This window comes from Streptosporangium oxazolinicum, from assembly GCF_039537505.1.
GTDB lineage: Bacteria > Actinomycetota > Actinomycetes > Streptosporangiales > Streptosporangiaceae > Streptosporangium > Streptosporangium oxazolinicum.
The window spans coordinates 253,700-276,039 of sequence record NZ_BAABAQ010000009.1 but is presented as its reverse complement, the minus strand read 5'-3'; the positions used below and the strand labels follow the sequence as shown (position 1 = coordinate 276,039).

Below are 22,340 nucleotides of genomic sequence, written 5' to 3'. Positions count from 1 at the left end.
TCGGCGTCCGGAATGGGCTACTCGGTGTCGGGGACGAGCGTCAGCCAGCCCTCTCGGGCCGTCGGCAGGGCGGGGGCGCCCGCGTCGTCGTGGACGGGGTCCAGCGGCCGGTCGGTCCAGGCCGACGGGGTGCGCTCGCGCCAGCTCCACCGGTGCCCGGGGACGTCCGGCACCGGCAGCGCCAGGCTGTCGCCGTCCAGGAGCACGGGCGCGGTGAACTCCGGGACGCGCAGCGCGTCCATCGCGGCGCGGTACTGCTCGGCGGGCAGGGTGGCCGTCTTGCCGGGCAGGAAGCCGGACGTCACGTGGATCGGGGCCCGGGGGTCGGCCAGCAGGGTGAGCGTGCGCGGCGGCACGTCGATCCCGACGGTCAGCGGCGGCGCCGTCGTGACGGGCAGGAAGTCGCCGAGGCCGAGGAACAGGCCGGGCTCCTCGCGCCAGTACCCGATGAGCCCGTCGTTCAGCCGGTCGGCCGTGCCGACCCGTACGGGCAGCGCGACGTCCGGGTAGCCGTTGGAGTCGCGGGTGCTGCGCCGCATGTCCTGCCGGAAGACGTTCCAGTCCTGGTGGACGGCGGGCGGCCCCATGATCTGCAGGTCGAGTTCGGCCCGCAGCACGGCCAGCGGCCGGGCGGTGAGCACGTCCAGGCTGTGGTCCTCGGGTTCGACGCCCGCCGTCAGCGTGTCGAGGGTCGACAGGAACGCCGCGAACCCGTCCGGGCCGAGCGCCTGGATCCGGGTGGCCACCGCCCGCAGGTGCGCGTTGCCGATCCCCGGGATGCCGGTGACCGTACTGCCGGGAGAGGGCAGCCAGCGGGCCAGCCCCGCGTTGGACGGCTCCGGGCTCGCGGTGATCAGGCCGAGCTGGGTGCCGTCGTCGGCGTAGAAGGCGAGGCCGTCGTCCAGGTCGTCGGGGACGAGCCACCCGCACACCGGGGAGGTCACCGGCACGTCGTTCATCTCGCGCAGCTCGTGGTCGGAGTCCAGCCAGCGGAACGACAGCCGGGACGGCTGGGCCAGCCTCGGCGGCATCGCGGCCCAGCCGGGACGATCGGGGACGCGCATCCGTGTCGTGGTGGTCGCGGTCTCGATGTCCACGTCGCAGGCCAGCCCGAAGTTGTCGACGATCCGCAGCCGGTTCAGGCGCATCACCCCGGCGCGGATCGGGTTGAACCCCGACAGCGGCTCCGGCGCGTGCCGGGTGTCCTCGCCGACGGCCCGCGCGACGTCCGCCGCGAACCTCTGGTAGCCGGGGAAGCCGAGCGGGTCGGCGATCGGGAGCTGGCGGGTGAGCCGCCGCATGAGCAGGGCGTCGTTGAAGCCGCCGAGCACCTGGGCGAGGTTGCCGCCCTCGTTCTCGGCCAGGTGCCGGTACATCGAGATGATCGTCTTGAGACGGGCGTCCTTTCCGTTCGCGGCGTACCAGGTGATGATCGTTTCGGGGGCCTCCTGGAAGTCGGAGGGGTCTGCCGTCGTCCCGTTCGCCTCGTTGTAGGCGGCGACGACGGTGCCCGCCAGGTACCGCAGGATGCGCGCCGACATCACCGGCTTCGCGCTCTGGGACAGGACCGTGGTGCCCGAGTAGACGCTCGCGGCCCGGGTCGGGGCCTCGTACCCGGGCCGGGTCCGCAGGTCCGCCTCACCGGGGGCGAGCTCGTAGGCGTCGGTGACGAACGTCGGCGCGTAGACGGAGTCGTCCGGGTCGAGGTTGTCGCCGCCGCCGGTGGCGAGGAACTCGACCTCCCAGTGCAGGAGCACCGGGTGCCACGGGTTGTGCGCCCAGACGTCCGGTCGCAGGCCGAGCGTGGGCAGCCCCCGCTGGAGCGCCGCGGGGTCGCGCGGGTCGGCGACCGAGAGCACCCGGCAGGGCAGCAGGCCGCCGGGACTGTCCGCGCCGTCCTGGCCGTGCCGGTCGGAGGGCGTGGCCACCTCGCCGGTCAGCAGCACGACCGGCTCGGCGGGCAGGTAGAAGTGCGGCGCCGGGACGGTGCCGAGGACGAACGTCGCGCCCGACGGCCCCGCCGTCTGGGTGTTGTACGTCGTCAGAGCGGTTTCGAGGGCGGTACGGGCCGAGGTGACGGCGTTCCTCGGGCGGCTCAGCAGGTTGGTCCGCTCGTCCAGGTGGTCGATGTGCCACTCAAGATAGGAGCGCACCTCGTCGGGGTCGGGGTAGCTCTCGCGCAGGCCCGCGTTCGGGTAGGCGCAGATCATGTACCTGTACCAGTCGGCGAACAGCTGCTCGCGCGTGCCGACCAGCGCCTCCTCGGCCCGGTCGAGGTCCTCCTGCGCCACGTTGAGCTGGTTGAGCAGGTCGCCGGCCTGACGCGGCAGGGCCAGTGCCTCGCGCCGCTGGCGGGTGGCGGCGTCCACGCCCGGGGCGTCCTCGCGGCGGATCGTCCAGAGCTGTCCCGAGGGCAGCGGCCGGAAGCCGTCGGCGTGCCGCTCCTCGGCCAGCTTGGCGCCGACGTCGAGCGGCTTGGCCTCCAGTTCGCCGGCGTAGGCCAGGGCTTCGAGCAGGTTCTCGGCCTCGTCGGGGGCGACCCCGTCGAGCACCGTCCCGAGGTGGGCGGCGAGCGCCTCGGTCGCGCTCGCGCCGACGAACACGCCACCTTCCCGGTCGCGCAGCAGCGGGTTGACGGTCCGCCCGTCCGGTCTGAAGATCAGCGACGCGTAGCACACCGTGGACGCCGGGCGGGCGCTGCCGTCCGGGACGCCCCAGCCGAACCCGTCCTTCAGCGCGGTCCGCCATCCGGCACCGGTGGTCAGACCGGCGAGGGTGTCCTGCGCGGCGGCCGAGAACCAGCCCGCGACCTCGTACTGGGTGCCGCTCGGCGGGCGGGAGCCGGCGAAGTCGGTGTCCTGGAAGCCGAACACGCTGTAGCAGCCCGGGTAGAAGGCCGCGAAGGCGGGATCGCCGTGCCCGATCGCCGTCACCTGCGGCAACCGGTCTCCGGGCAGGCCCGGCCGCCACGTCTCAAGGGGCACGGCCCGGCCGAGCCTGCGGAACGGGACGCCGCCGCCGGTCGTCGGGAACGCGACCCCGGCCGCGTTCGCCTCGCCCGGCGCGGCCAGGTAGTCGCTCTCGACCACCCAGGAACGTTCCAACACCCCGTCGCGGCGGCGTGTCACCAGCCACCGGTTGGGCACGGCGGGCACCCGCGTCTTCCCACCCTCCTGGACGAGCCGGGTCAGCGCGTCCGGAAGCGACCAGTGCAGGTGCACTCCGGGCCCGAGCAGGAAGTCCTGGTCCTCGAAGGGGTCCGGGAGGATCTCCTCGCTGAGGTACGGGGTGCCTGGCCGGACATCCCGTTTCGTGATGGGATCGACGTACGGCAACCGGGTGAAGTCCACCGGTTCGACAACTCCGACCTCGTCCTCCAGATAGAGCGCCGCCAGACGCACCGGAACCACGAGCACATCAGCCATTACGCCCCTTTTCGCCCCACTATCAGACCGACCGCCACACGATATCGACACGCACGATATTCCGGGAAGACCGAATTTTAGGGCTGTAACACGGGGAGAATTTCTCCACAATTACCGAGAAGCCTCATTCATCTACCTTCCCCGAAGGTCGAATCCACCCTTCAAGCACTTCTTGCGGCCCTTCTGAGCTGTGCTTACAATTCACGTCACCGATTCTCACGAATTCGCCATTCGCCGCTCACCCCTCCGTCGGCCAACCCGCCAAAGGGGACGCGAAACACCGGTGTAACCTTTATGCACCCCTTATGTGACCCCGTTTATCCGTACGACGTCACCCGTCGTTTCCCGGTCCGGGTTCGCGGTCGACAAACAGCCCTCATGTCCCCTCCGTGAACACGTCGGAGATCTCCGCGACGGGACGGCATTCCGCCCGCGCGTCACCGGCGTGCGTCATCGCTGTGCGTTGTCGGCGTGCGTCCGCCCACGGGACGCCCTCGGCCACGGAAACGGCCCCCGGCCGATGAAAGCGGTCGGGGGCCGATCAGCCGTGCCCCGCCGCCCGCGGACCGGACGACGCGGCGTGGCGCCTCTATGTGATCGCGGCCGGAGACCCGGAGATCTCCTCCGGGCATCCCCCCCTCCTTCGAAAAGGGAAACCACGGGGGGTCAGAGGGTCGGGGGGTCAGAGGGGGTCAAGGGAAGGACGTCACCCGGCTCTCGACTCGTGCGAGACGCCGAGATGCGCTGGAACCGCCGAACCCGCCGGGATCACCACCTCACGCCATGCCGGACCGGGCGGCGTCTCCCCACGCGGGCCGACCCCCACGGTTTCGAGCGCCCTGCGATAGGCGTTCATCTGCTCCTCCGGCGCCCCGGCCCGGCCCCAGAGGTCGCCGATCTCGCGCCAGAGCCTGGCGGACTCCCGGTCGACGAAGGAGGCCACGGAGGCGACCGGGTCGGCGAGCAGCTCCTGCGCCCTCGCCAGCGCCGGGCCGCCGTCTTTGGAGCGTGCCAGAGCGAGTTCGGCCAGAACCACGTGCGCCATCGCGGGCACCGTCCCGCGTACCCCGGTGAGCAGACCGAGAGCCTGTTCGGCCAGGTCGGTGGCGGCATCCTCGTCGCCGGAGCGCAGCCGCACGCGAGAGAGCACGACCAGGCCGCGGGCGTGCTCGATCGTCCCGGGTGACAGCCGCGAGAGAATCCCGGCCGCCGAGGCGGCGAACTCGACCGCCCGGTCGAGGTCGGCGTCCTCGGGACGCACGGTGGCGGCCCACGCCCAGCGCATCGCGCTCCGGACGTAGCGGACGGCCATCCGCGCGGGCCGTCCGGCGGCGATGGCGTCCGCCGTGAGCCGCGCGGCGAGCGCGGAGTCCTCCTCCTCCACCGCGGCCGTGGCGGCCCGCCACAGGCTGAGAACCTCCGGCTCGCGGTCGACGGCGTCGGGCAGGGAGGTGGCGGACAGCACGCGCTCGACGTACGCGAGGTCGATCTCCGTCTCGGCGAGCACCGCGGCGAGGTCGAGGGCGAGCTCCCCCTGGTCGAGCCCGAGCCGGTCGGCCTGGGCCAGGGCCTCCCTCCCGAGATCCCGGGCGCGTAGCGTGTCACCGGCGCGGTGGTAGCAGCGGCAGAGCGCCACGGCGAGTGGCAGGTCGGCGAGGCGCTCGGGATGCGCCGCGACCTCCTGGCGAAGCCGCTCGTAGGCCTCGACCGCCCCCGCCGTGTCCCCCTGGGCCTCCAGCGCGCGAGCCCGGCCGTACCGCGCCTGCGCGGCGAGCGTGGCGCTGTCGTCACTCGCGGCCTCGGCCGTGTCGGCGAAGAGTCCGGCCGCGACGACCGGGTCCCCGTGGCACAGTTCGAGCTCGGCCTGACGCAGGGCGAGCCCGGTGTCGACGCGCTGGTGCGGCTCGATCCCGTGGAGCAGGAACTCCATGCCGCACCCGAGCCGCTCGGCGAGCAGGCGTGTGACGACCGGCGTGGGGGTTCGTTTTCCGGACTCGATGAGCGAAACATAACTGTCAGACAGGTCTGGCCCGGCCAACTGCGCCTGGGACATGTGCCTGCTCAACCGCAATCCACGGATGCGGTCACCGATGGTTGCTTGACCGGCCATCACCAGAGCCGTTCCGTCGGCGGCACGATGAGATCCACGTCCCACTCCTTACGCACGGTTTACTGTTAATTACAGTAGATCGTACTGCCCTTCCCGGCCTGCGGGGCCGTGACGGCCGACCGTTTCACACGGGTTTCGCGGTAACTGTCGCCGGAGGGCGGAGCGCGCACCACGCGGCCAGGGCCGTACGCAGACCGGCGTCGAGGGAGGCGGGGTTCCCGTCGTCGGTGGCCCAGGCGATGTACCCGTCCGGGCGGATCAGCAGAACGGGGAGGCCGGCGCTCGCGGGAACGGCGTGGAGCACCCGCCCGTGCTGCGGGCTCGCCGCGTCGCCCGCGGTCACCGAGGCGACCGTGGAGTCCGAGGCGCCCTCGGGGGCCAAGAGCACGAAGCGCCCGTCCCGCAGTGCCTCGTACAGCCTCTTCGGCTCCCCGGCCAGGCGGATGTCCGGCACCCTCCGGCCGGCCAGCCGATGCGTTCCCGGAAGGGCGGGGTAGGAGACGCCCAGGCCGGACACGGTCTCGGCCAGCCAGCGGTTGAAAGGGCGGACCCGCTTCGCGACGGCCGGCACCACGGTGCGGGCGGCCCGCAGCCGCCGGTTGGAGCCCATGGCGACGGTGAACAGGGTGCTGCTGATCCGCATGACCTTCCTGCCGATCGGATACCGCTCGGCGTGGTAGGTGTCGAGCAGGCCGTCCGGCGCCCAGCCCCGGGCCTCGGCGGCGAGCTTCCAGGCGAGGTTGGCCGCGTCCTGCAAACCGGCGTTCATGCCCTGCCCGCCCTCCGGCGAGTGCACGTGCGCGGCGTCACCGGCCAGGAACACCCGGCCGACACGGTAGCGGAGAACCTGCCGCTCGTCGCCGCGCACCCTCGACAGCCAGCGGGCGTCGTGCATGCCGAAGTCACTGCCCATGACGCGCCGGGTGGCGTCGCTCACCTCCTGAAGGTTGATCCGCGCGGTCTCGGGAAGCTGCCGCCGCCGGTCCCAGGCGATGATTCGGTACCAGCCGTCGCCGTAGGAGGAGACGTAGGAGAAGCCCGCCTCGTTGGCGACGAGGGCCAGCTCCCGCTCCGGCCTCTCGGCCAGGCGGACGTCGGCCAGCATGACCGACTGCACGGCGCAGCGCCCGGAGAACGGGACGCCCAGCAGGTCCCTCACGGCGCTGCGCGCACCGTCGGCGCCCACGACGAACCGCGCGCGCCAGGTGCGCGTCACGCCGCCGACGCACACGTCGACGTCCACCCCGTCCGCGTCCTGGCGCAGCCCGGCCGCCTCGGCACCGCGCACGATCTCCACTCCGAGCCGGGTGGCGCGCTCACCGAGCACGCGCTCGACGTTGTGCTGCGGGGTGCACAGCAGGAAGGGGAACCGGGACGGCAGCCGGGACAGGTCGAGGTCCAGGCCGTTGAACAGCCGCATCGTCTCGACGATCACGCCGGTGTCGATCAGCTCGTCGGCGACGCCCCGGGCGTCGAGCTGCTCCAGCGAGCGGGCGTGCACGGCGAAGGCCCGGCTGAGCTTCGAAGACCGGCTGTCCCGCTCCACGACCGTGCAGGCGACGCCTCTCGCGGCGAGGTCCCCCGCGATCAGCAGGCCCGCCGGACCGGCACCAACAACCAGCACATCCGTGTCGAACGGCACCATCAGCGTCTCCAATCCCACGCGAGGCGGCTCCGTGGCGCGACCACCGGGAGAAAACCGGCGCTGATCTACCCCCGCCTTCCCTCCACGACGAGATCCGGCCTCCCGGGTCCGGCAGGCCGCCGCTCCAGCGCCCCCGTCCTTCGCCGCCGTCCCGTCCGGCCGATGCCCGTACGCCGGGCACATCGGCCACCGGCGGCCATCTCATGCTACGACCAGGCTTTTCACGGCCGGTCGGCGGCCGTCCCTCCCACCCTCGGCATGATCGGCATGATCGGCATGAGGTTCTAGCCCGGCCCGCCGCCACGGACCACAACCCCGGACGCGGACCGCGCCGGGGCCGCCCGGTTGGGCGCACACCGGGCCAGGACCTCAGGAACGGGTGAGGATCACCACCGGGATGTCGCGTGCCGTCTTGCGCTGGTAACCGGCGTACTCACCGTGGATCCCCACCATCTGCTCCCACAGGGCGGGCTTCTCCCCCGCCGTCGCGGTCCGCGCGACGGCGGTGAACACCTCGGCCCGCACCTGCACCTCGACCCGCGGCAGGGCCAGCACGTTGTGGTACCACAGCGGGTGGTCGTCGGCCCCGCCGTTGGAGGCGACGACCACGTAGGAGTCGCCGTCGCGACCGTAGATGAGCGGGGTCCGCCGCCTCAGCCCGGACCTGCGGCCGACGGTGGTCAGCAACAGGGTGGGCCTGCCGTAGTAGAGGTGGCCCTCCGCGCCGTTCGACTCGACGTACTTGCGAAGGTGCTTGGAGACCCAGTCGGTGGGGGAATCGGTGATCTCATCACTCATGCCGATCACGCTATCGGCCCACGGTGACACTCCTTGATCCGCTCCTCCGGTCGCGCGCCGATCCGGCATCGGCCTTCTCGCTCCCTCACTCCCTGGAATCGCACCGGGTGTGGCCGTCGTGCCAGGACGCCTGGACGAGCGCCCGTTCGGTGGCCGTGAGGTGGACCGCCGCGGCGAGCCACGCCCAGGCGTACCGGTCGCCGCCGGAGTCGATCAGGCGGCCGAACACATCGCGGGTGCGGCGGTCGGCCTCCTCGGTGAGCGCGGCGACGAGGGTCGCGGAGGTCTCGAAGCCCGCGCGGCGGAGCGGGGCCCGCTGGGCGAGGGAGTCAGCGCCGCGAGCGGACTCGGCGACCGCCCGCCGCCCTCCGGAGACGGCCAGCTCGACGAGGCGGCGCGCCCGCCACAGGGGCGAGCTCGCCACGGGGTCCGCGTCGGCCTCGGCATGCTCTTGCCAGGGCGGGCAGTCGTCGCGGGACGGGAGGTGGGAACCCTGCAGGCGGTCGTACCCGAGGTCGGCGCGGTCCAGCCACTCGGCGGGCAGGCGCAGGGTGGGCCCGGCGCCTGGAACCGGCCCGACCGCGAGCGGGCGCAGGGTGGCGGCCCTGCCGGGGTCCAACCGGCCGATCACCCGTACCCGCAGTCCCGGTCTGGACGCGAGTCGCCGCAGGTTGTCGACATGGGCCAGCTCGGGGTGGGAGTCGGCCGGTACGAGCCGGATCAGTGGTCCCCCCGCCCGTCCCGCCACCGGGTCGGGCGGAGCCGGTTCGGAAAGAGGGACGGCACCGGAAGGCTCGGGTGACACGGGGAGCGGATCCGATCCGACGCGGTCCAGCTCACCGCGATCCGACTCACTGCGATCCGGCTCACCACGGCCCGATCCACGGCTCGGCTCACCGTGGCCCGATCCTCCGCGATCCTCTTCCGTGGACGGTGGTAGCTCGCGGGCGAGCAGCCGGTCCCCCTCGGCGCCGACGATCACCAGGTCGCATCCGACCAGCGGCTGTCCCGCTTCCCCGCCGTCCTGCGGATCGCTCCACCAGGCCCCGGCCCCGGAGAACGTCGCGTCGGCCGCCGAGGCGAGCGGCTGGGCGAACAGGGCGGCCAGCGGCCCCTCCGACCAGGACAGTCCCGCGACGGGATTGGCCCGCACGCCGCGTCCCGCGCCGAGACGTCCGTCCGGGGAGATCGTCGCGCCGGAGATCAGCAGTCCTCCCCGCGCCAGCTGGGCGTGGTTGACGGCCGCGGCTCCGACGGCGACCGTGGCGGTGGCGGCGCCCAGGGCGCGGGCCGATCCCCCGGGCCTGACGTCGGCGACGGAGAACCGGCTGCCGTCCTCGGCGACGAGGTGGGTGACCACTCCGCCGTAGCCGGTGGCGCTGATCACCGGTTCCCTGCAGACCCCGTACACCCTCAGTCCCTCGCCCTGCCGGTAGGCGCGGCGCGCGGTTCCCACCAGGGCGGGATCGGGGTCGGCCGCCGCGAGCCTGCTCGCGGTCAGCAGGAGTTCCCGGAGCGCGGAGACCAGGTCGGCGAGACGGTGGTCGTCATGGCGCGCGCGAGCGGCCCGCAGTTCGCGGACGACGCGGAGGGCCGCGGCCTCGGCCCGGTGCAGGCCCGCCACCCGGGCCGTGTGGGCCGCGCGGAGCAGCTCGGCCTGGGGCACCGCTCCGGCACCGGGCACCCCGCCCGCGAGAACCCCGGCGGCGGCGTCCCACAACCCGGTCGCGGCGGCCACCTGCCCGGCGTTGGGCCCGGGGAGCGGGGCGGGGTTCGAGTCCGAGGCGGACCCGGAGGCCAGGACGGGACCAGGGCCGGAACCGGGGCCGGGGGCCGGGGAGGCACCCGTCTCCGTGACCGGGGTCGCTTCCCCGCCGGAGACCGGGACGAGGACCGCGCCCGGGTCCACGGTCGTATCCGAGCCCGCACGCGAGCCCGGCCCCGTGTCCGCGAGATCCGTGTCCGCGAGCGGGTCCGGAGGCATCTGCGGGGCGGGGTCCGCGACCGGGCAGGCGCTGAGGACGGCCGCGCGGTGCAGGCAGCGGGGTGCGAGCAGGCAACCGCACCGGGCCGCGCCGGGGTCGGCGATCGTGCCCGACGGTCCCGGCGCGAGGGTGACCGTCGCGTCTTCCCCCCAGCTGACGGAGATGTTCTGACCGTCGGCGGTGATCGGGAGCCCGGCGCACCGCTCGATCGCCGCGTCGAGTTTCTTGCGCAGCCGGGGTGTGAGGTCCTCCACGGCCGAGGCGACCACGTGCGGCTCCACCGGCGGCAGGTGCCCTGCCGGGGAGGCGGCGGAGGCTGGGGGGTTCAACGGTTTTCTCCTCGGAGACGGTCGCCCACCCAGCGGGCGAGGGCAAGCGGGCTGAGTGCGGCGACGGGCATGCCGGCCGCGACGAGCTGCTGGGCGACGGGCACCGAATATCTCGGGGCTCCGGCGTCGTCCAGGGCGGCGCAGCCCAGCAGGTGCACGCCGGAGGAGACGAGGGAGCGGACCTCGCCGAGAAGCCCTCCGAGCGGGTAGCCCTCCTCGAAGTCGCTGACCACCACGACGAGCGTGCGACTCGGCACGGTGACCAGGGAGCGCGCGTGGGCGAGCCCGGCGGCGATGTGCGTACCGCCGCCGACCCGCACGTCGAGCAGCAGGGACAGCGGGTCGGCGACCCGGTCCGTCAGGTCGATCACGCCGGTGGAGAAGGCGAGGAAGTGGGTGGAGAGCGTGGGAACGCCTCCCAAAACCGCCGCTGTCAGCGCGGACCAGATCACCGACGCCTCCATCGAGCCCGACACGTCGACCACGAAGATCAGCCGCCAGTCGGCCTCGTCGCGTACCCGGGTGGTGAAGACCGGTCGTTCCGGCACGACGAGGAGCCTGCCGTCGCCGGTCCGGCGCGTGTGCGCCAGGTTGCCCCTGAGGGTGGCGGGCAGGTTGAGCCGTCCTCCGGGGCGGCGGGTGGGACGCGGCGTCGCCAGGCCGGTCAGCGCGGGACGCATCCGGGTGGCGAGCTCCTTGGCCAGCTCGGCGACCAGGCGGCGCACCAGCGGCCTCAGCCGGGAGAGCCGCTGCTCGGGCAGCCCGCCCGCCAGGGACAGGACGGAGGTCAGCAGGTCGATCGACGGGCGTACCGAGTCGGGGTCGAGTTCGGACAGCACGTCGGTCCGCCCGGCACCGGCCGCGCTGGCCAGCACCTCCTCGCGCACCTCCGCCCCGAACAGGGCGTCGAGCTCCTCGGCCCACTCGCGGGCGGAGGGGAAGGAGGCCCCCTGCCCGCCGCCGTCGCCGCCGGTACCCGATCCGGGCCCGAAGTCGCCCGCTCCCTCTCCCCGGCCCGTCCCGTACAGCTCGTCCAGGGCGTGCGCGTAGCGTCTGGCTCCGGGAGGCAGCCGCTCGGTCTCCCTTCCGAGGAGCAGGCGCCACCGGTCGGCCGGGGCGAGCCTCCGTGGGACGGCCTCCTCCCCTCCCGGCACGGTCTCCTGAGGCTCCGGCTCGCCCCCGCTCGTCTCCCCCGGCGACTCCGGTTCCCCGGCGGCCTCGCCCGCCCGGCCCCGGACGGGTGGCTCGGCCCCGTCCGGCGGGAGGGAGAGGCCGGGCACGGGCAGCCGCAGGGCGGTCAGGGCGGCCAGCCCGGCGGCGTCCGCGGCGGTCCAGAGCGCCAGGAGCTCGGGCGGGGCGCTCAGCGCCAGGTCGATACGGTCGCCGAGGCGGTCGGTCACGGCCCGCAGCAGCCGGTCGCGCGCCGCCGGGGCGAGGGTGTCGAAGCCGCCGCGCAGCGCGGGAAGCCGGTCGAGGAAACCCTGGTCGGTGAGGCCGTCGACGCGGTCGAGCAGCGGGTCGAGGGCCGCCGAGGCCGACTGCAGGAGCGGGCCCGCGGCGACCAGCAGGCCGGTGAGCAGGCGGGACAGGCGGTGGCGCCCCTCCGGCCCCGTGGCGGTGTCGACCCATCCGGCGGCTCGGGCCCCGAGGGTGTCCGGCGCGTCCATGTCGAGCAGGACGCGCGCCGCGAGCGCGGCCCCCTGGATGAGCGGGGAGCCGGTACGCGCGAGGGTGTCCAGCGCGTCGTCGAGGCTCAGGCCGAGCCGGTGCTCGGCGGAGCGGGTGACGAGCGCGATCAGGGCGGCGGCGTCCTCGGGCCGATCGCTGCCGGCCAGGCCGGGCAGTGACCGTACGGCCGCCTCCAGCAGGGTGCCCGCCAGCTCCGCCGCCCGTTCCCGGCTCCGCGGCGTGGTGCCGGGAAGGTGCTCGCGGCGCAGCGCCTCCAGCAGGTCGAGGGCCTGGAGCAGGTCGGGCGGTCCCGCGCTGACGGGAAGTGTCGAGGCGGCGTCCTCGATGCGGTCGGCGACCAGGTCCCGCAGGTCGCAGGCGGCCGCGGCGCGCAGTCCCGCGAGGATCAGCTCGCAGGTGGGGCCGCCCTCCGCGGACTGCCTGCGGAAGGTCTCGCGCAGCGTCCCCTCGGCGGCCAGGGCCGAGGTGACGCCCCGTACGCCCGCCAGGTCCAGCAGCGCGGCGGCCGAGGGCGTCCACGAGAGCAGCCACCGGGTGGTGAGGGCCGTCCCGTCACCCGTACCCGCCACCTCGGTCGGCCTGCCATAGCCGGTGCCGCACACCAGCAGGCGTTGCAGCAGGATCTCGCGGCGGCGGTCCAGGTCCGAACGGAGCGGGTCGAGGCGGACCTCGCGGGAGCCGGGATCGCCGGGGTGCGGCAGCCGCAGCTCCGCCAGTTCGGTCTCGACCGCCGGACCCAGCCCGGAGCGGGGGGTGCCCGGAGCGGTCCTGCCGCGCTCGGTGCCGACGAGGACCGTCTCCAGGGCGCGGGCGAGCGCCCGGCCGCGACCCAGGGGTTCGCCCTGGCCGAGCACGGTCGTCACCGCCTCGAGCAGCTCGCCGCGCCCCGGTGCGGGCAGCCCGCGCAGCCGGGCCAGGTCGCAGGCGAGCCGCAGCGTCTCCACGGCCTCGCCGGTGCCCGCCGTGTGCCCGGCGGCGCGCAGCTCACGGCAGACCTCGGTGATCGTACGGGCGGCGGCGTCCCTGATCCTCCCGGGATCGCCGCCCGCGACGAGGACCGCCTGCTGCCAGCGCGGGTCACGGATGCCCGCCGGGTAACCGGACCTGGAGTCGAGCAGGTCGAAGGCGTACGGGACGAGTGACGTGGCGGGCGAGGGGCCTCCGGCGGCCGGCGCGGCGGGGGTGCCCGTGCCGTGCGCCGGGGTGCCCGCACCGGAGGGCGCCTGACCCGGGGTGGCCTGACCGGAGGCGGAACGGGCCGGGGTGGCGGTGGCCGGATCGCGGGTGACCAGGGCGGGAGCGTGGAAGGCGCCGATCACCGCGGCCACCCTCCGGCCGCCGGTGGCCGCCCCGGCGAGAACCTCGCGCATGTGCGCCTCGCGGGCCAGGTCGCCGGACGACACTCCCCCCGAGTTCTCCGCGTCCCGCCGCAGCGCCCAGCCCACGCCCAGCGCCGCGCGGCGTACCGCCTCGGGCGGGCAGCCGGGGGCGAGCACCTCGACGGCGCGATCCCACATGTCGTCCCCGTCCCTGCCCGTGGCGGAGGCGGCGAGGCCGTCGGCGAAGGTCCTGGACGGCGGTGTCACCGCGCCGGACCTCACCGGATCGCCCTCCGACCAGGCGGGGGCGGAGAGCGGGAGGTCGCAGCAGAGCACCTCGGCCCCGCGTTCGCGCGCCCAGCGGATGGCGGCCAGCTCGGGCGAGAAGTCGGCGAAGGGGTAGAAGCCGAGCCGCCCGTCCCCGCCCGTACCGGCGAGGGCGACCGGCGCGAGGGTCGCCGGATCCGCCAGGTGGACCAGCCACGGCTGGAAGTCGGCGGGCAGCTCGACACAGACCACCTCGGCCCCGGCGGCGTCGAGCAGGGCCGGGACGACCGCCGCCAGCGCGGGGCTGTGGTGGCGTACGCCGAGCAGGTAGGGCCGCCCGTCACCACCCGTCTCGGCGAGCGCCTCCACCGCACCTCGCGGATCGGCACCGGCGCCCTCGCCGTGAGCGTCCACGTCAGGAAGATCGGGACCACGATCGGCCGTCACCCGGACGTCGCCGTCTCGACCATCCCCATCGGAGCCACCGGACCCATGCCCGCCCCTCACCCGGGCACCACCGTCTCGACCGTCCCCACCAGAACCACCGGACCCACCGGCCCCATGCTCGCCTCTCACCCGGACACCACCGCCTCGACCGGCCCCGTGCCCGGCCGTCACCCGGACGTCGTCTTGGGTGTCCGCATCGGGAGTGCTCGCCTGTCGTTCGCTCGTCAACGCAGGTTCTCCCGCAGGTCCCAGAGGCGGCGCCACATCGCGGAGCCGTCCTCGGCGCGGCGTCGCACCGGGCCGTCCCAGTAGCCGAGCAGCCGCGCGTGGTCGGCCGGGTCGTCCTTACGGACCACGCCGAGCAGGTGACCGGGTACCAGGTCGAGGACGTCCCCGCCGGGCAGGTAGGCCGCCGCCACCCCGAGGGAGGCCGCCACCTGCACCGCCTCGGCCGTGGACATCACGGTTCCCGGGCGCTCCACGTCCCAGCCCTCGGCCGAGCGGCCGGAGCGGAGGTCACGGAACACGGTGACCAGCGCGTCCAGCACGACGTCGTCGACGCCGAAGGCGGCACCGGCACGTCGCACCACGGCGGTGGCCTGGCCGCGCACCAGGGCGGCCTCGGCGACGGGGTCGGCGATGGGGACGACGGTCTCGAAGTTGAACCGGCGCTTGAGCGCCGCCGACATCTCCGAGACGCCCCGGTCGCGCAGGTTGGCCGTGGCGATCACGGTGAAACCGGGGGTGGCCGTCGTCAGGGCGTCGGGCGTGCCCGCGAGCTCGGGCACGCTGAGGCGCCGGTCGGACAGGATCGACACCAGGGCGTCCTGCACCTCGGGCAGGCAGCGGGTGATCTCCTCGATCCGGACGACCCGCCCGGCCCGCATGGCGGCCAGCACCGGGGAGTCGACCAGCGCCTGGCGGCTCGGCCCCTGGGCGAGGAGCAGGGCGTAGTTCCAGCCGTAGCGGAAGGCGTCCTCGGTGGTACCGGCGGTGCCCTGCACGGTGAGCGCGCTCGTGCCGCAGACGGCGGCGGCGAGGAGCTCGGAGAGCATCGACTTGGCGGTGCCCGGCTCGCCGACCAGCAGCAGGCCGCGCTCGCCCGCGAGGGTGACCACGCAGCGTTCCACCAGGGAGCGCTCACCGACGAACTTGGGGGTGATGGCGAGCCGGGCGGGCGGCACAGTGGCGCCGTCGCCGCCGTCGCGGTCCTTCGCCTGCCGGGATCTGGGCAGTTCGAGGGTCTCGCCCCCGCTGCCGCAGACGAAGGTGACGACCGCGCGCGGGGTCAGCGCCCAGCCGGGCGGGCGGGGGCCGTCGTCGTGGGCGGCGAGGAAGGCGAGTTCGGTGGCGTGCTGTTCCTCGGCCGGCAGCGTCCGCCGGTTGGGAAGGGCGGCGGAGGCCACCGGTTCGGTCATGGTCATCGGGGAGATCCTTTTGTCCGGGGGGAATGCCCGATCCGGCCGGGACTGGGCGACGAGCCCGCGCCCCGGCCGATCAGGTCTAGCGAAAACGGTGAAAACGGTTAAAACAGTGCAGGCGGCGAAACCGGTGGAAGCGGGTGTTTCCCACTGGAGCGACCCGTGCCCACGGAAATCAGCGCGTACGGTTCGTCCGCGCGGTCCGCCGTGCGAGGTCCGCACCCGCGGAATCCGCGCCTGCGAGCTACGCACCCGCGTGGTCCGCCCCCCACGGGTACGCCCCCCGCGAGGTCCGCACCTGCGAGAAGAAGGTCCGTACCCGCGAGAGGAGAGCACACGTGGGAAGACAGCGTCCGTGGGAGGAGGGCGCCCGCGTCAGCGGCGCCTGCCGCGCCGTACGCGGAGCTCCTCGAAGCGGGGAACGTCGCCGTCGCGGACCCGCTGCCACGCCCTGGCGTAGAGGTCGGCGGCGGGCTCGGCGGGCACGAGCACCCCGAGCACCGGGCTCTCCCCACTGACCAGGTCGAGCAGGGGGAACTTCCATCGTTCGAGCGGGACGTTCGGAGCCTTGAGTTCGGCCCAGCCTCCCGGCAGGAAGAGCGAGCGTCCCGCACGGGTACGGCTCGCCTCGACCACCAGGTCGGTGGCGGCCAGCTCGGCGCGGGCCGCCTTGAACCGGGCGGGCTTCCAGCCGGTCCACCGGGTGACGTTCTTGTCGGTGGGATCCGGCATCGCGAGCAGCGCCAGGTAGAGTGCCGCGGCGTCCTGGCCCAGCCCGTGCTCCCCCGCGACCTGGGAGAGCAGCGCGGGCACGGAGCGGGAGGGGTCCTGCGGCCACCAGGTGCCGTCGGCCGCGCGCTCCCCCGCCACGGGGTCTCCGGGGTCGGCGAGGAGCGCCTCGAAACGCGGATCGCGGGCGGTGCGCAGCGCCAGCTCGGCGGGGAAGGGCCGCTCCGGGTGACCGTTCAGGGCGCGCAGGGCCGGCAGGTAGGGGTCGCTCCCCGACGCGTCGAGCAGGGCGACGCGCAGACCCGGCGCGGGCCGGTCGTCATGGGTGGCCATGATCACGGCACCGTAGCGCTCCCAGCCCTCGGCGACCTCGGTGGGAGCTCCGGCGACCTTGCGGAATTCGGGAAGGTTGACGTAGTCACCCAGATCGAGCAGCAGGTCGGGATGGGCCAGCCGTTCCCTGATCGCGGCCAGCACCGCCGGCAGCGCGGCCCGTATGGGATCACCGGAGGGCAGCCGGTGGGCCAGCCACGCGGTCAGCGTGACCGCGGAGAGCAGCGTGGAATGGGTGAATCCGGTGTCGCCGCCGTCGGCAGGGGCGACGCGGTCGCCCCTCACCTGCCAGTGCAGGTCCGTGCTGAGCGCCGGCGCCGAGGCCGGGTCGAGCAGGGCGGGCAGCGCCCGGCTCGGCTCCCACGAGGTACGCATCGCGCGGGTCGCCTCCCCGACGAGCCATTCGGGGACGGCGGCCCGCCGTCCCACCCGGGCGCTCCACACGCGTGCGGCGGCGGCGACGTCCGGCCCTTCGGTCCACAGGTCGGCCGGGCGCTCGGGCAGCAGCGCGCCGACGACCTCCCGCCGTACGTCGGCGTCCATCCCGCGCAGCTCGTCCTTGGCCACGGCGGCGTCGGTCGCCTTCACCCCGAGGGTCGCCCGCAGGTCGCCGGGCAGGAAGCCGCGATCGTAGGTGTCCACGTTCGGCAGCCCGGCGACGACCAGCCGGGCCGTCGTCTCGGTCACCCCGGTGAGCCGTGCGAACTCCTCCGCGCTCTCCGGCCGCCAGGGTATGGGGCCGCGTCCGGCGAACTCGGTGAGGAACTCCCCGAGCCAGCCCGCGTGCCTGGCCTCGCCGACCGGTCCCGAGGACCGCACGGTGTAGGGGTGGGGCACGTCGAAGCGGCCCGCCGGGTCGTGGAAGAGCGCGGTGAAGCGGTAGCCGCCGCCGCTGTCGGAGCCGAAGCTCAGGAACGCGATGAGGGCGCCGTCCGCCAGCGGGAGCACGTTGCGCCAGCCGCCATCGGGACGCCTGCTCCGCACGTTGTCGATCCAGGTGTCGTCGAGGTGCAGGACGAGGCGGCGCCAGGAGGACGGTTCCGCCGAGGAGGCCAGCCCGAGCGTCTCGAACTCGGAGAGCAGCTCGCGCAGCGCGCCCGCCTGTCCGGGATCGGACGCCGACGCCGCCCGGTAGGCGAGGGCGGCCGACCGGTCGAGCAGCGGCTCCCACTCCATGGGGATGAAGGCGAGCGGCGGTCCGTCCACGTGGACGCGGACGGTCTGGCCGGAGGGCGTCAGCCTTTCGCGGCCGATCGTCCGGAGATGCTGGAAGATGCCGTGGGACGTCTCCCTGCGCCCCCAGTAGTGGGTCACGCCGAAGCCGTTGAGCGCGTCGGCGAGCAACCCGTCGGAGGGGCTTTCCGGCTCTTTCTCCTCCCGCTCGCCCGCGAGGGCGGCGGCGAGCCTGTCCGCCGCCGCGTCCAACGTGGCCCGCTGGGTCGCGGCGAACGCCACCGCCCCGGCGATCCCGGCGACCAGCGCGTCATGGGTGACCTGCGGCAGCAGGGCGCGGACCAGGTCGCGCAGCTCCTCTCGCGGCGACCGCGGAGGCTGGCCCGGCTGGCCCAGCTGCCCCGGCTGTCCGTATTGCCGTTGATCGGCGGACTCGGCGGACCCGACGGAACTCGCGGCCTTCAGCAGGGCCGCAGCCGTCTCCCCGTCGATCCGGCGCAGGGCCGACGAGCCCTCCAGGTCACGGGGTCGCATGTGGTGCCAGTAGCGAAGCGGCGGCAGCAGGGCGGTGCCCTCGGCGAAGACTCCGGGCCCGTCCCCCAGCGAGGCCGTCGCGACGACGACGCCCTCCGGGTCGACGAGCTTGACGTCGCGGTAGCCCTTGACGACGGCGCGCGGCCGGTCGTCGCCGGGGAAGGTCACCGCCCGCGACGGCCGGCCGTGCCCGTCCGGGCCGCCGCGCAGGGTGACGGCGCGCCCGGCGAGGTCCTCACCGCGCAGCGACCCGTCGGGCAGCTCGACCACCCGCCAGCCGAGCAGGCCGTCCACCGGGACGCCAACCGGAGTGACCTCACCGGAGAAGGCGGGCAGCACCCAGCCGTCCCGGAAGGTGCTGCCCGGCGGTGCCGAGCGCAGCGCGTCGGCGAGGAACCCGGGCATGCTCAGCCTGCCCTCCGTCATGGTGACCGGGTCGTGCTCGCGCCAGCCGTCGGCCTCGCCGTCCCAGATCCAGTACGAGGTCCCGTCACCGATCAGGGTGCACCTGCGGGGCACCGCGGTGTCGCCCGGGTGCAGCACCCCGGCGCCCGTGGCCCGCCCGCCGCCGGGCAGCGGCAGGGTGACCGTGCCGCTGCCCGTCCGCCACCAGCTGATCTCCCCCTGCAGCGAGAGGATCCTCCCGGCGGAGGAGTGCCAGTATCCGCGCAGCCCGTCACCGTGGGTGCCCCAGTAGACGAGCAGCTCGCCGTCGACGTGCTGGAAGTCGGGGTCGCTCCAGACGTCGTCCGGCGCGGGGCGCAGGTCGTGGACGAGCACGGTTCCCTCCAGGCCGATGACCCTGGCCCGGGAGGGGCCGGAGACGATCAGGTTCGGCCAGGCGTCGGCGGTCTCGATCTCGTCCAGCTTCTTCGGGTCGACGAGGTCGGCGACCGCCTCCTCCCAGGCCGGCCAGCCCAGCTCGTCGAGGAGCCCGCCGCGCAGCGTCCTGGCGAGCTCGGCGGCGAGGTCGGCTCGCACCGCCTCGGTGACCTCTTTCTCGGCGAGGACCAACGCCTCGCCGGGCAGCCAGGTCAGCCGCCTGAGGGCGTCGGGCAGCTGCGGCAGGCCGGTGGCGGCCGAGCGCCGGGCGACCGCGCCCACCCACTCCGCCAGCATCGTCCGGCCGCCGGGCGAGGCCGCCAGGCGGCGTACGGCCCGGATCCCTTCGCTGTCGTCGTCGAACGCATCGGCGGCGCGGTGGAACGCGGGCCGGAACCGGGGGTCGGCCTCCAGCGCGAGCAGGTCGCGTCCCTCCTTCGCGCGCGCCCAGAGCTTCAGCAGCAGGCGCGCGTCGTCGTCCGGATCGGCGACAGGTATCTCCAGCGACAGCAGGAGGTCGACCAGGTCGGGGTCGGGCACGAACGGAACGGTCCCGCCCGTCGCGGCGAGCTCGGCGCGCAGCCGTCCCGCCACCCGCTCGACCAGGGCGTACAGGCCGGGCGGCCCCGGCGTTCCCTGCCAGCCGGGCCTCCAGATGGCCAGGAAGCGCTCGAACCAGCCCGCCGTGCCGTCGGCGGGGCGTTCGTGCTCGGGCACCTCGGCCTCTCCCAGGCCCTCCCCCAGGCCCACGGTGGCGCCCGACTCCTCCAGCACCTCCAGCCAGAGGACGGGCATGTCGTTGTCGCCGTTGGCGGGCATCGTGTTCAGCAGTGTCCCGCGGAAGGCGGGCTCTCGCCGGGCGAGGTTCGCCAGGGCCGGGCGGTGCGCCTTCCACCAGCCCAGCGGCGCCCCGGAGGTGGCGGGCAGGGCGAGCAGGTCCACCAGGTACGACTGCTCCTCGATGTCCGCGTCACGCCCGGCGGCCCTGGCCAGGCGGCGCAGCTCGACGGCCATCTGCGCGGACGGCGACAGCCCGCCCGCCGTGCGGCGCACGCACAGCCGGTGGATCCTGCGCAGCGCCTCGTCCGCCGGCACCCGGCCCGCCAGCTCCTTGGCGTACACGGACAGCGCCTTCACCGGCAGGGCTCCGGCGAGCGCGAACTCCAGGAACACCGCGTCGAGCCGGTCCTCGTCGACGGGCAGGCCGTGCTCGGTCTCGGCCTTGCGCGCCTGGACGAACATCTGTGACGCGTAGGTGGTGTTCTCCACCGCGAGGAACACCCGGCCCGCCTGTTCGAGGAACGTCGGCAGGAAGTGCGGGACGGACCCGGCCAGCTGGGTGGCGAGCCGCTGGTAGGCGTCGAGGGCGGCCTTCGGCTTGGACTTCGCCTGCCGGCCCGCGCGGTCCAGCTCCGGCACCAGGGCGAGCGCGTGGTGGCCGTCCTCGGGATGATGCACGAGCACCCACTCGGGGAACCCGAGCGAGCGCCGCAGGCCCACCCCGACGACGGCCGGTTCGCCGTCCGGCTCCAGCCCGAGGAAACCCGCCGCGGCGTCCTCCGCGGCGCCCAGTTCCTCGGCGACCAGGCGCACCACCACCCGGTCCTCCAGGCCGGGGTGCCGGTAGGCGCGCGCGGTCAGCGGCACCGCCCGCTCACCGCCGTCCGTGCCCGGCGGAAGGACCGCCCCGGCCTCCAGCAGCTCCCGCGCCTCGGCGACGCGCGCCGCCTCCCGCGGCTCGGGGATCTCGGTGCCGCCCCGCCGCCCGGACGGCTCGTGCGTCCCGGCCGTGGGAGTGCTCACTGACGACGTGGCGTCGCTCACGGGTTCGTTCCCTCCTCGACGTTGCGGCCGGCGTACAGCGCCGCGGCCATGCGCATTCCCTCGGACCAGGCCACCGGGCCGACCTCCCGCAGGGGGAGCCGCCTGCCATCACGGTCGTGCCAGGTCAGGCTTCCGGTCTCGGTGTCGCCGTCCCAGTAGGGTTCTCCGATCCACACCGACGCCTCGGCGCTCCGCCCGGCGTCGCGCACCGCGCAGGTGGCGTAGCCGCCCGACACGCGGTAGCCGAGCGAGGTCGCGCGGGCGGCGAGGCCGAACCGGGAGGCGAACCTCCCCCCGGCGAACTCCGTCACCTCGGTGGCCTTCTCCGCGAGGTCGGCGGGCCTGGCCCAGGTCGCCCGGTGGATCTGCTCGACGCGCTGGGTCACGCCCAGCTCCGCGGCGAACTCCCTCAGGTCGTCCAGGTCGGGGAGCAGCACCGGGTGGGGCAGCGTCACGGTCTCCGGGGACATCCGGACGGTCTCGCCGTCCAGGTTCACCGTCCGCAGCTCGCCGGAGGCGGTGACGTCCCGCAGGAGGCCCGCCTCGTCGTCGCCGACCACCACGAGGTCGCACAGCACCGACCGCCACGCCTCGTCCGGCCACAGCCGGGCCACCAGCCCGGTGGGGACGGGCAGGGACGACACCATCCAGGCGTCCACCCGTGCCACGCAGGCGGCCTCGTGCCGGTCGAGCCACTCGGCCAGGCGGCGCAGCCGCTCGACCTCGGGATGCTCGCGCACCTGTTTGGGCAGCGACTTCAGCCGCCGTCCCGCCGCCCGGCCCGCGGTGGCCCTCGCCGCCACCCGGCCCTCCACCAGAGCGACCTCGTACCCGTCTCCCGCCGCCAGCCAGCCCAAAGGGTCCTGCCTTTCACCATGGAAGGATTGCCGACGCCCACGGGGATTTCGTCACCCGCGACCGTGATGCGCGGAACGTTAACGCCCCGGACCGACAAACCTGTACTCGGCGGCGCGCGGGTCACCCGCCACGGCACCGGATTCGCCGCGCGGCGGAAGGATGTGACGCGGCCGGCGACGCGCCTACGTCGTCCGCCGCCCGTTTCCGGCCTGCTCGTGGCGGGCGCGGGCCTCCATGACGACGGGCATCTCGCCCTCCAGCCATTCGATGAGGTCGAGCAGGCGCCGGGCGGCCTGGGCGCCAAGTGGCGTGAGGCTGTACTCGACCTTCGGGGGAATGGTCGGCTCGGCCTCGCGGTGGACCATGCCGTCGCGCTCCAGGGCCTGGAGGGTCTGGGCGAGCATCTTCTCGCTCACCCCGTCGACCCGGCGGCGCAGGGCGTTGAAGCGGTAGGTCCCGTCGTGCAGGGCGGCCATGACCAGGATGCCCCAGCGGCCGGTCAGGTGCTCCATCGTCTCGCGCGAGGCGCATTCGCGCACGAAGACGTCGAAGGTGAGCTGGCTGAACTCGTCCAGCGGGGTCGCGGCCTGGTCGTCCATCCGTTCACTCTACTTTCTCGGTGCACCGCGCGA

10 protein-coding genes are annotated in these 22,340 nt (G+C 74.4%); all 10 read right to left on the bottom strand.

Features of this window, described 5'->3' with window-relative positions; translation table 11 throughout:
• Positions 1-17 precede the first annotated feature (17 nt).
• Positions 18-3,425 (bottom strand): hypothetical protein, encoded by a 3,408-nt coding sequence (locus ABD817_RS24240; RefSeq protein ID WP_344920396.1) that lies wholly within the window; start codon positions 3,423-3,425, stop codon positions 18-20.
• A gap of 706 nt (positions 3,426-4,131) precedes the next feature.
• Positions 4,132-5,535 carry a helix-turn-helix domain-containing protein gene (locus ABD817_RS24235; RefSeq protein ID WP_344920395.1) on the bottom strand — a complete coding sequence of 468 codons (1,404 nt, stop codon included), beginning with the start codon at positions 5,533-5,535 and terminating at the stop codon, positions 4,132-4,134.
• Between the two features lie 124 nt (positions 5,536-5,659).
• Complete coding sequence (locus tag ABD817_RS24230; RefSeq protein WP_344920394.1) at positions 5,660-7,198, bottom strand: FAD-dependent monooxygenase; 1,539 nt, start codon at positions 7,196-7,198, stop codon at positions 5,660-5,662.
• A 351-nt stretch (positions 7,199-7,549) separates the two neighbouring features.
• Complete coding sequence (locus ABD817_RS24225) at positions 7,550-7,978, bottom strand: nitroreductase family deazaflavin-dependent oxidoreductase (RefSeq protein WP_344920393.1); 429 nt, start codon at positions 7,976-7,978, stop codon at positions 7,550-7,552.
• Positions 7,979-8,063: 85 nt separating this feature from the next.
• A complete protein-coding gene (locus tag ABD817_RS24220) occupies positions 8,064-10,292 on the bottom strand; it encodes a hypothetical protein (RefSeq protein WP_344920392.1) in 2,229 nt (742 codons plus the stop codon).
• The gene (locus tag ABD817_RS24215) at positions 10,289-13,981 is read right to left on the bottom strand and encodes a vWA domain-containing protein (protein WP_344920391.1); all 3,693 of its coding nucleotides are present in this window, start codon (positions 13,979-13,981) and stop codon (positions 10,289-10,291) included. Before ABD817_RS24215 ends, ABD817_RS24220 begins: the two co-directional genes overlap by 4 nt.
• 257 nt (positions 13,982-14,238) lie before the next feature.
• Entirely contained in the window at positions 14,239-15,438 is a 1,200-nt protein-coding gene (locus ABD817_RS24210; protein ID WP_344920390.1) for an ATP-binding protein, read from the bottom strand.
• A 372-nt stretch (positions 15,439-15,810) separates the two neighbouring features.
• Complete coding sequence (locus ABD817_RS24205; RefSeq protein WP_344920389.1) at positions 15,811-20,850, bottom strand: DNA-binding protein; 5,040 nt, start codon at positions 20,848-20,850, stop codon at positions 15,811-15,813.
• Positions 20,847-21,707: a DUF4132 domain-containing protein gene (locus ABD817_RS24200; protein WP_344920388.1), complete on the bottom strand. Its 861-nt coding sequence runs from the start codon at positions 21,705-21,707 to the stop codon at positions 20,847-20,849. The genes ABD817_RS24205 and ABD817_RS24200 overlap by 4 nt, the downstream gene beginning before the upstream one ends.
• A 183-nt stretch (positions 21,708-21,890) precedes the next feature.
• On the bottom strand, positions 21,891-22,307 hold the full coding sequence (locus ABD817_RS24195; RefSeq protein ID WP_344920387.1) for a winged helix-turn-helix transcriptional regulator: 417 nt from the start codon (positions 22,305-22,307) through the stop codon (positions 21,891-21,893).
• Positions 22,308-22,340 lie beyond the last annotated feature (33 nt).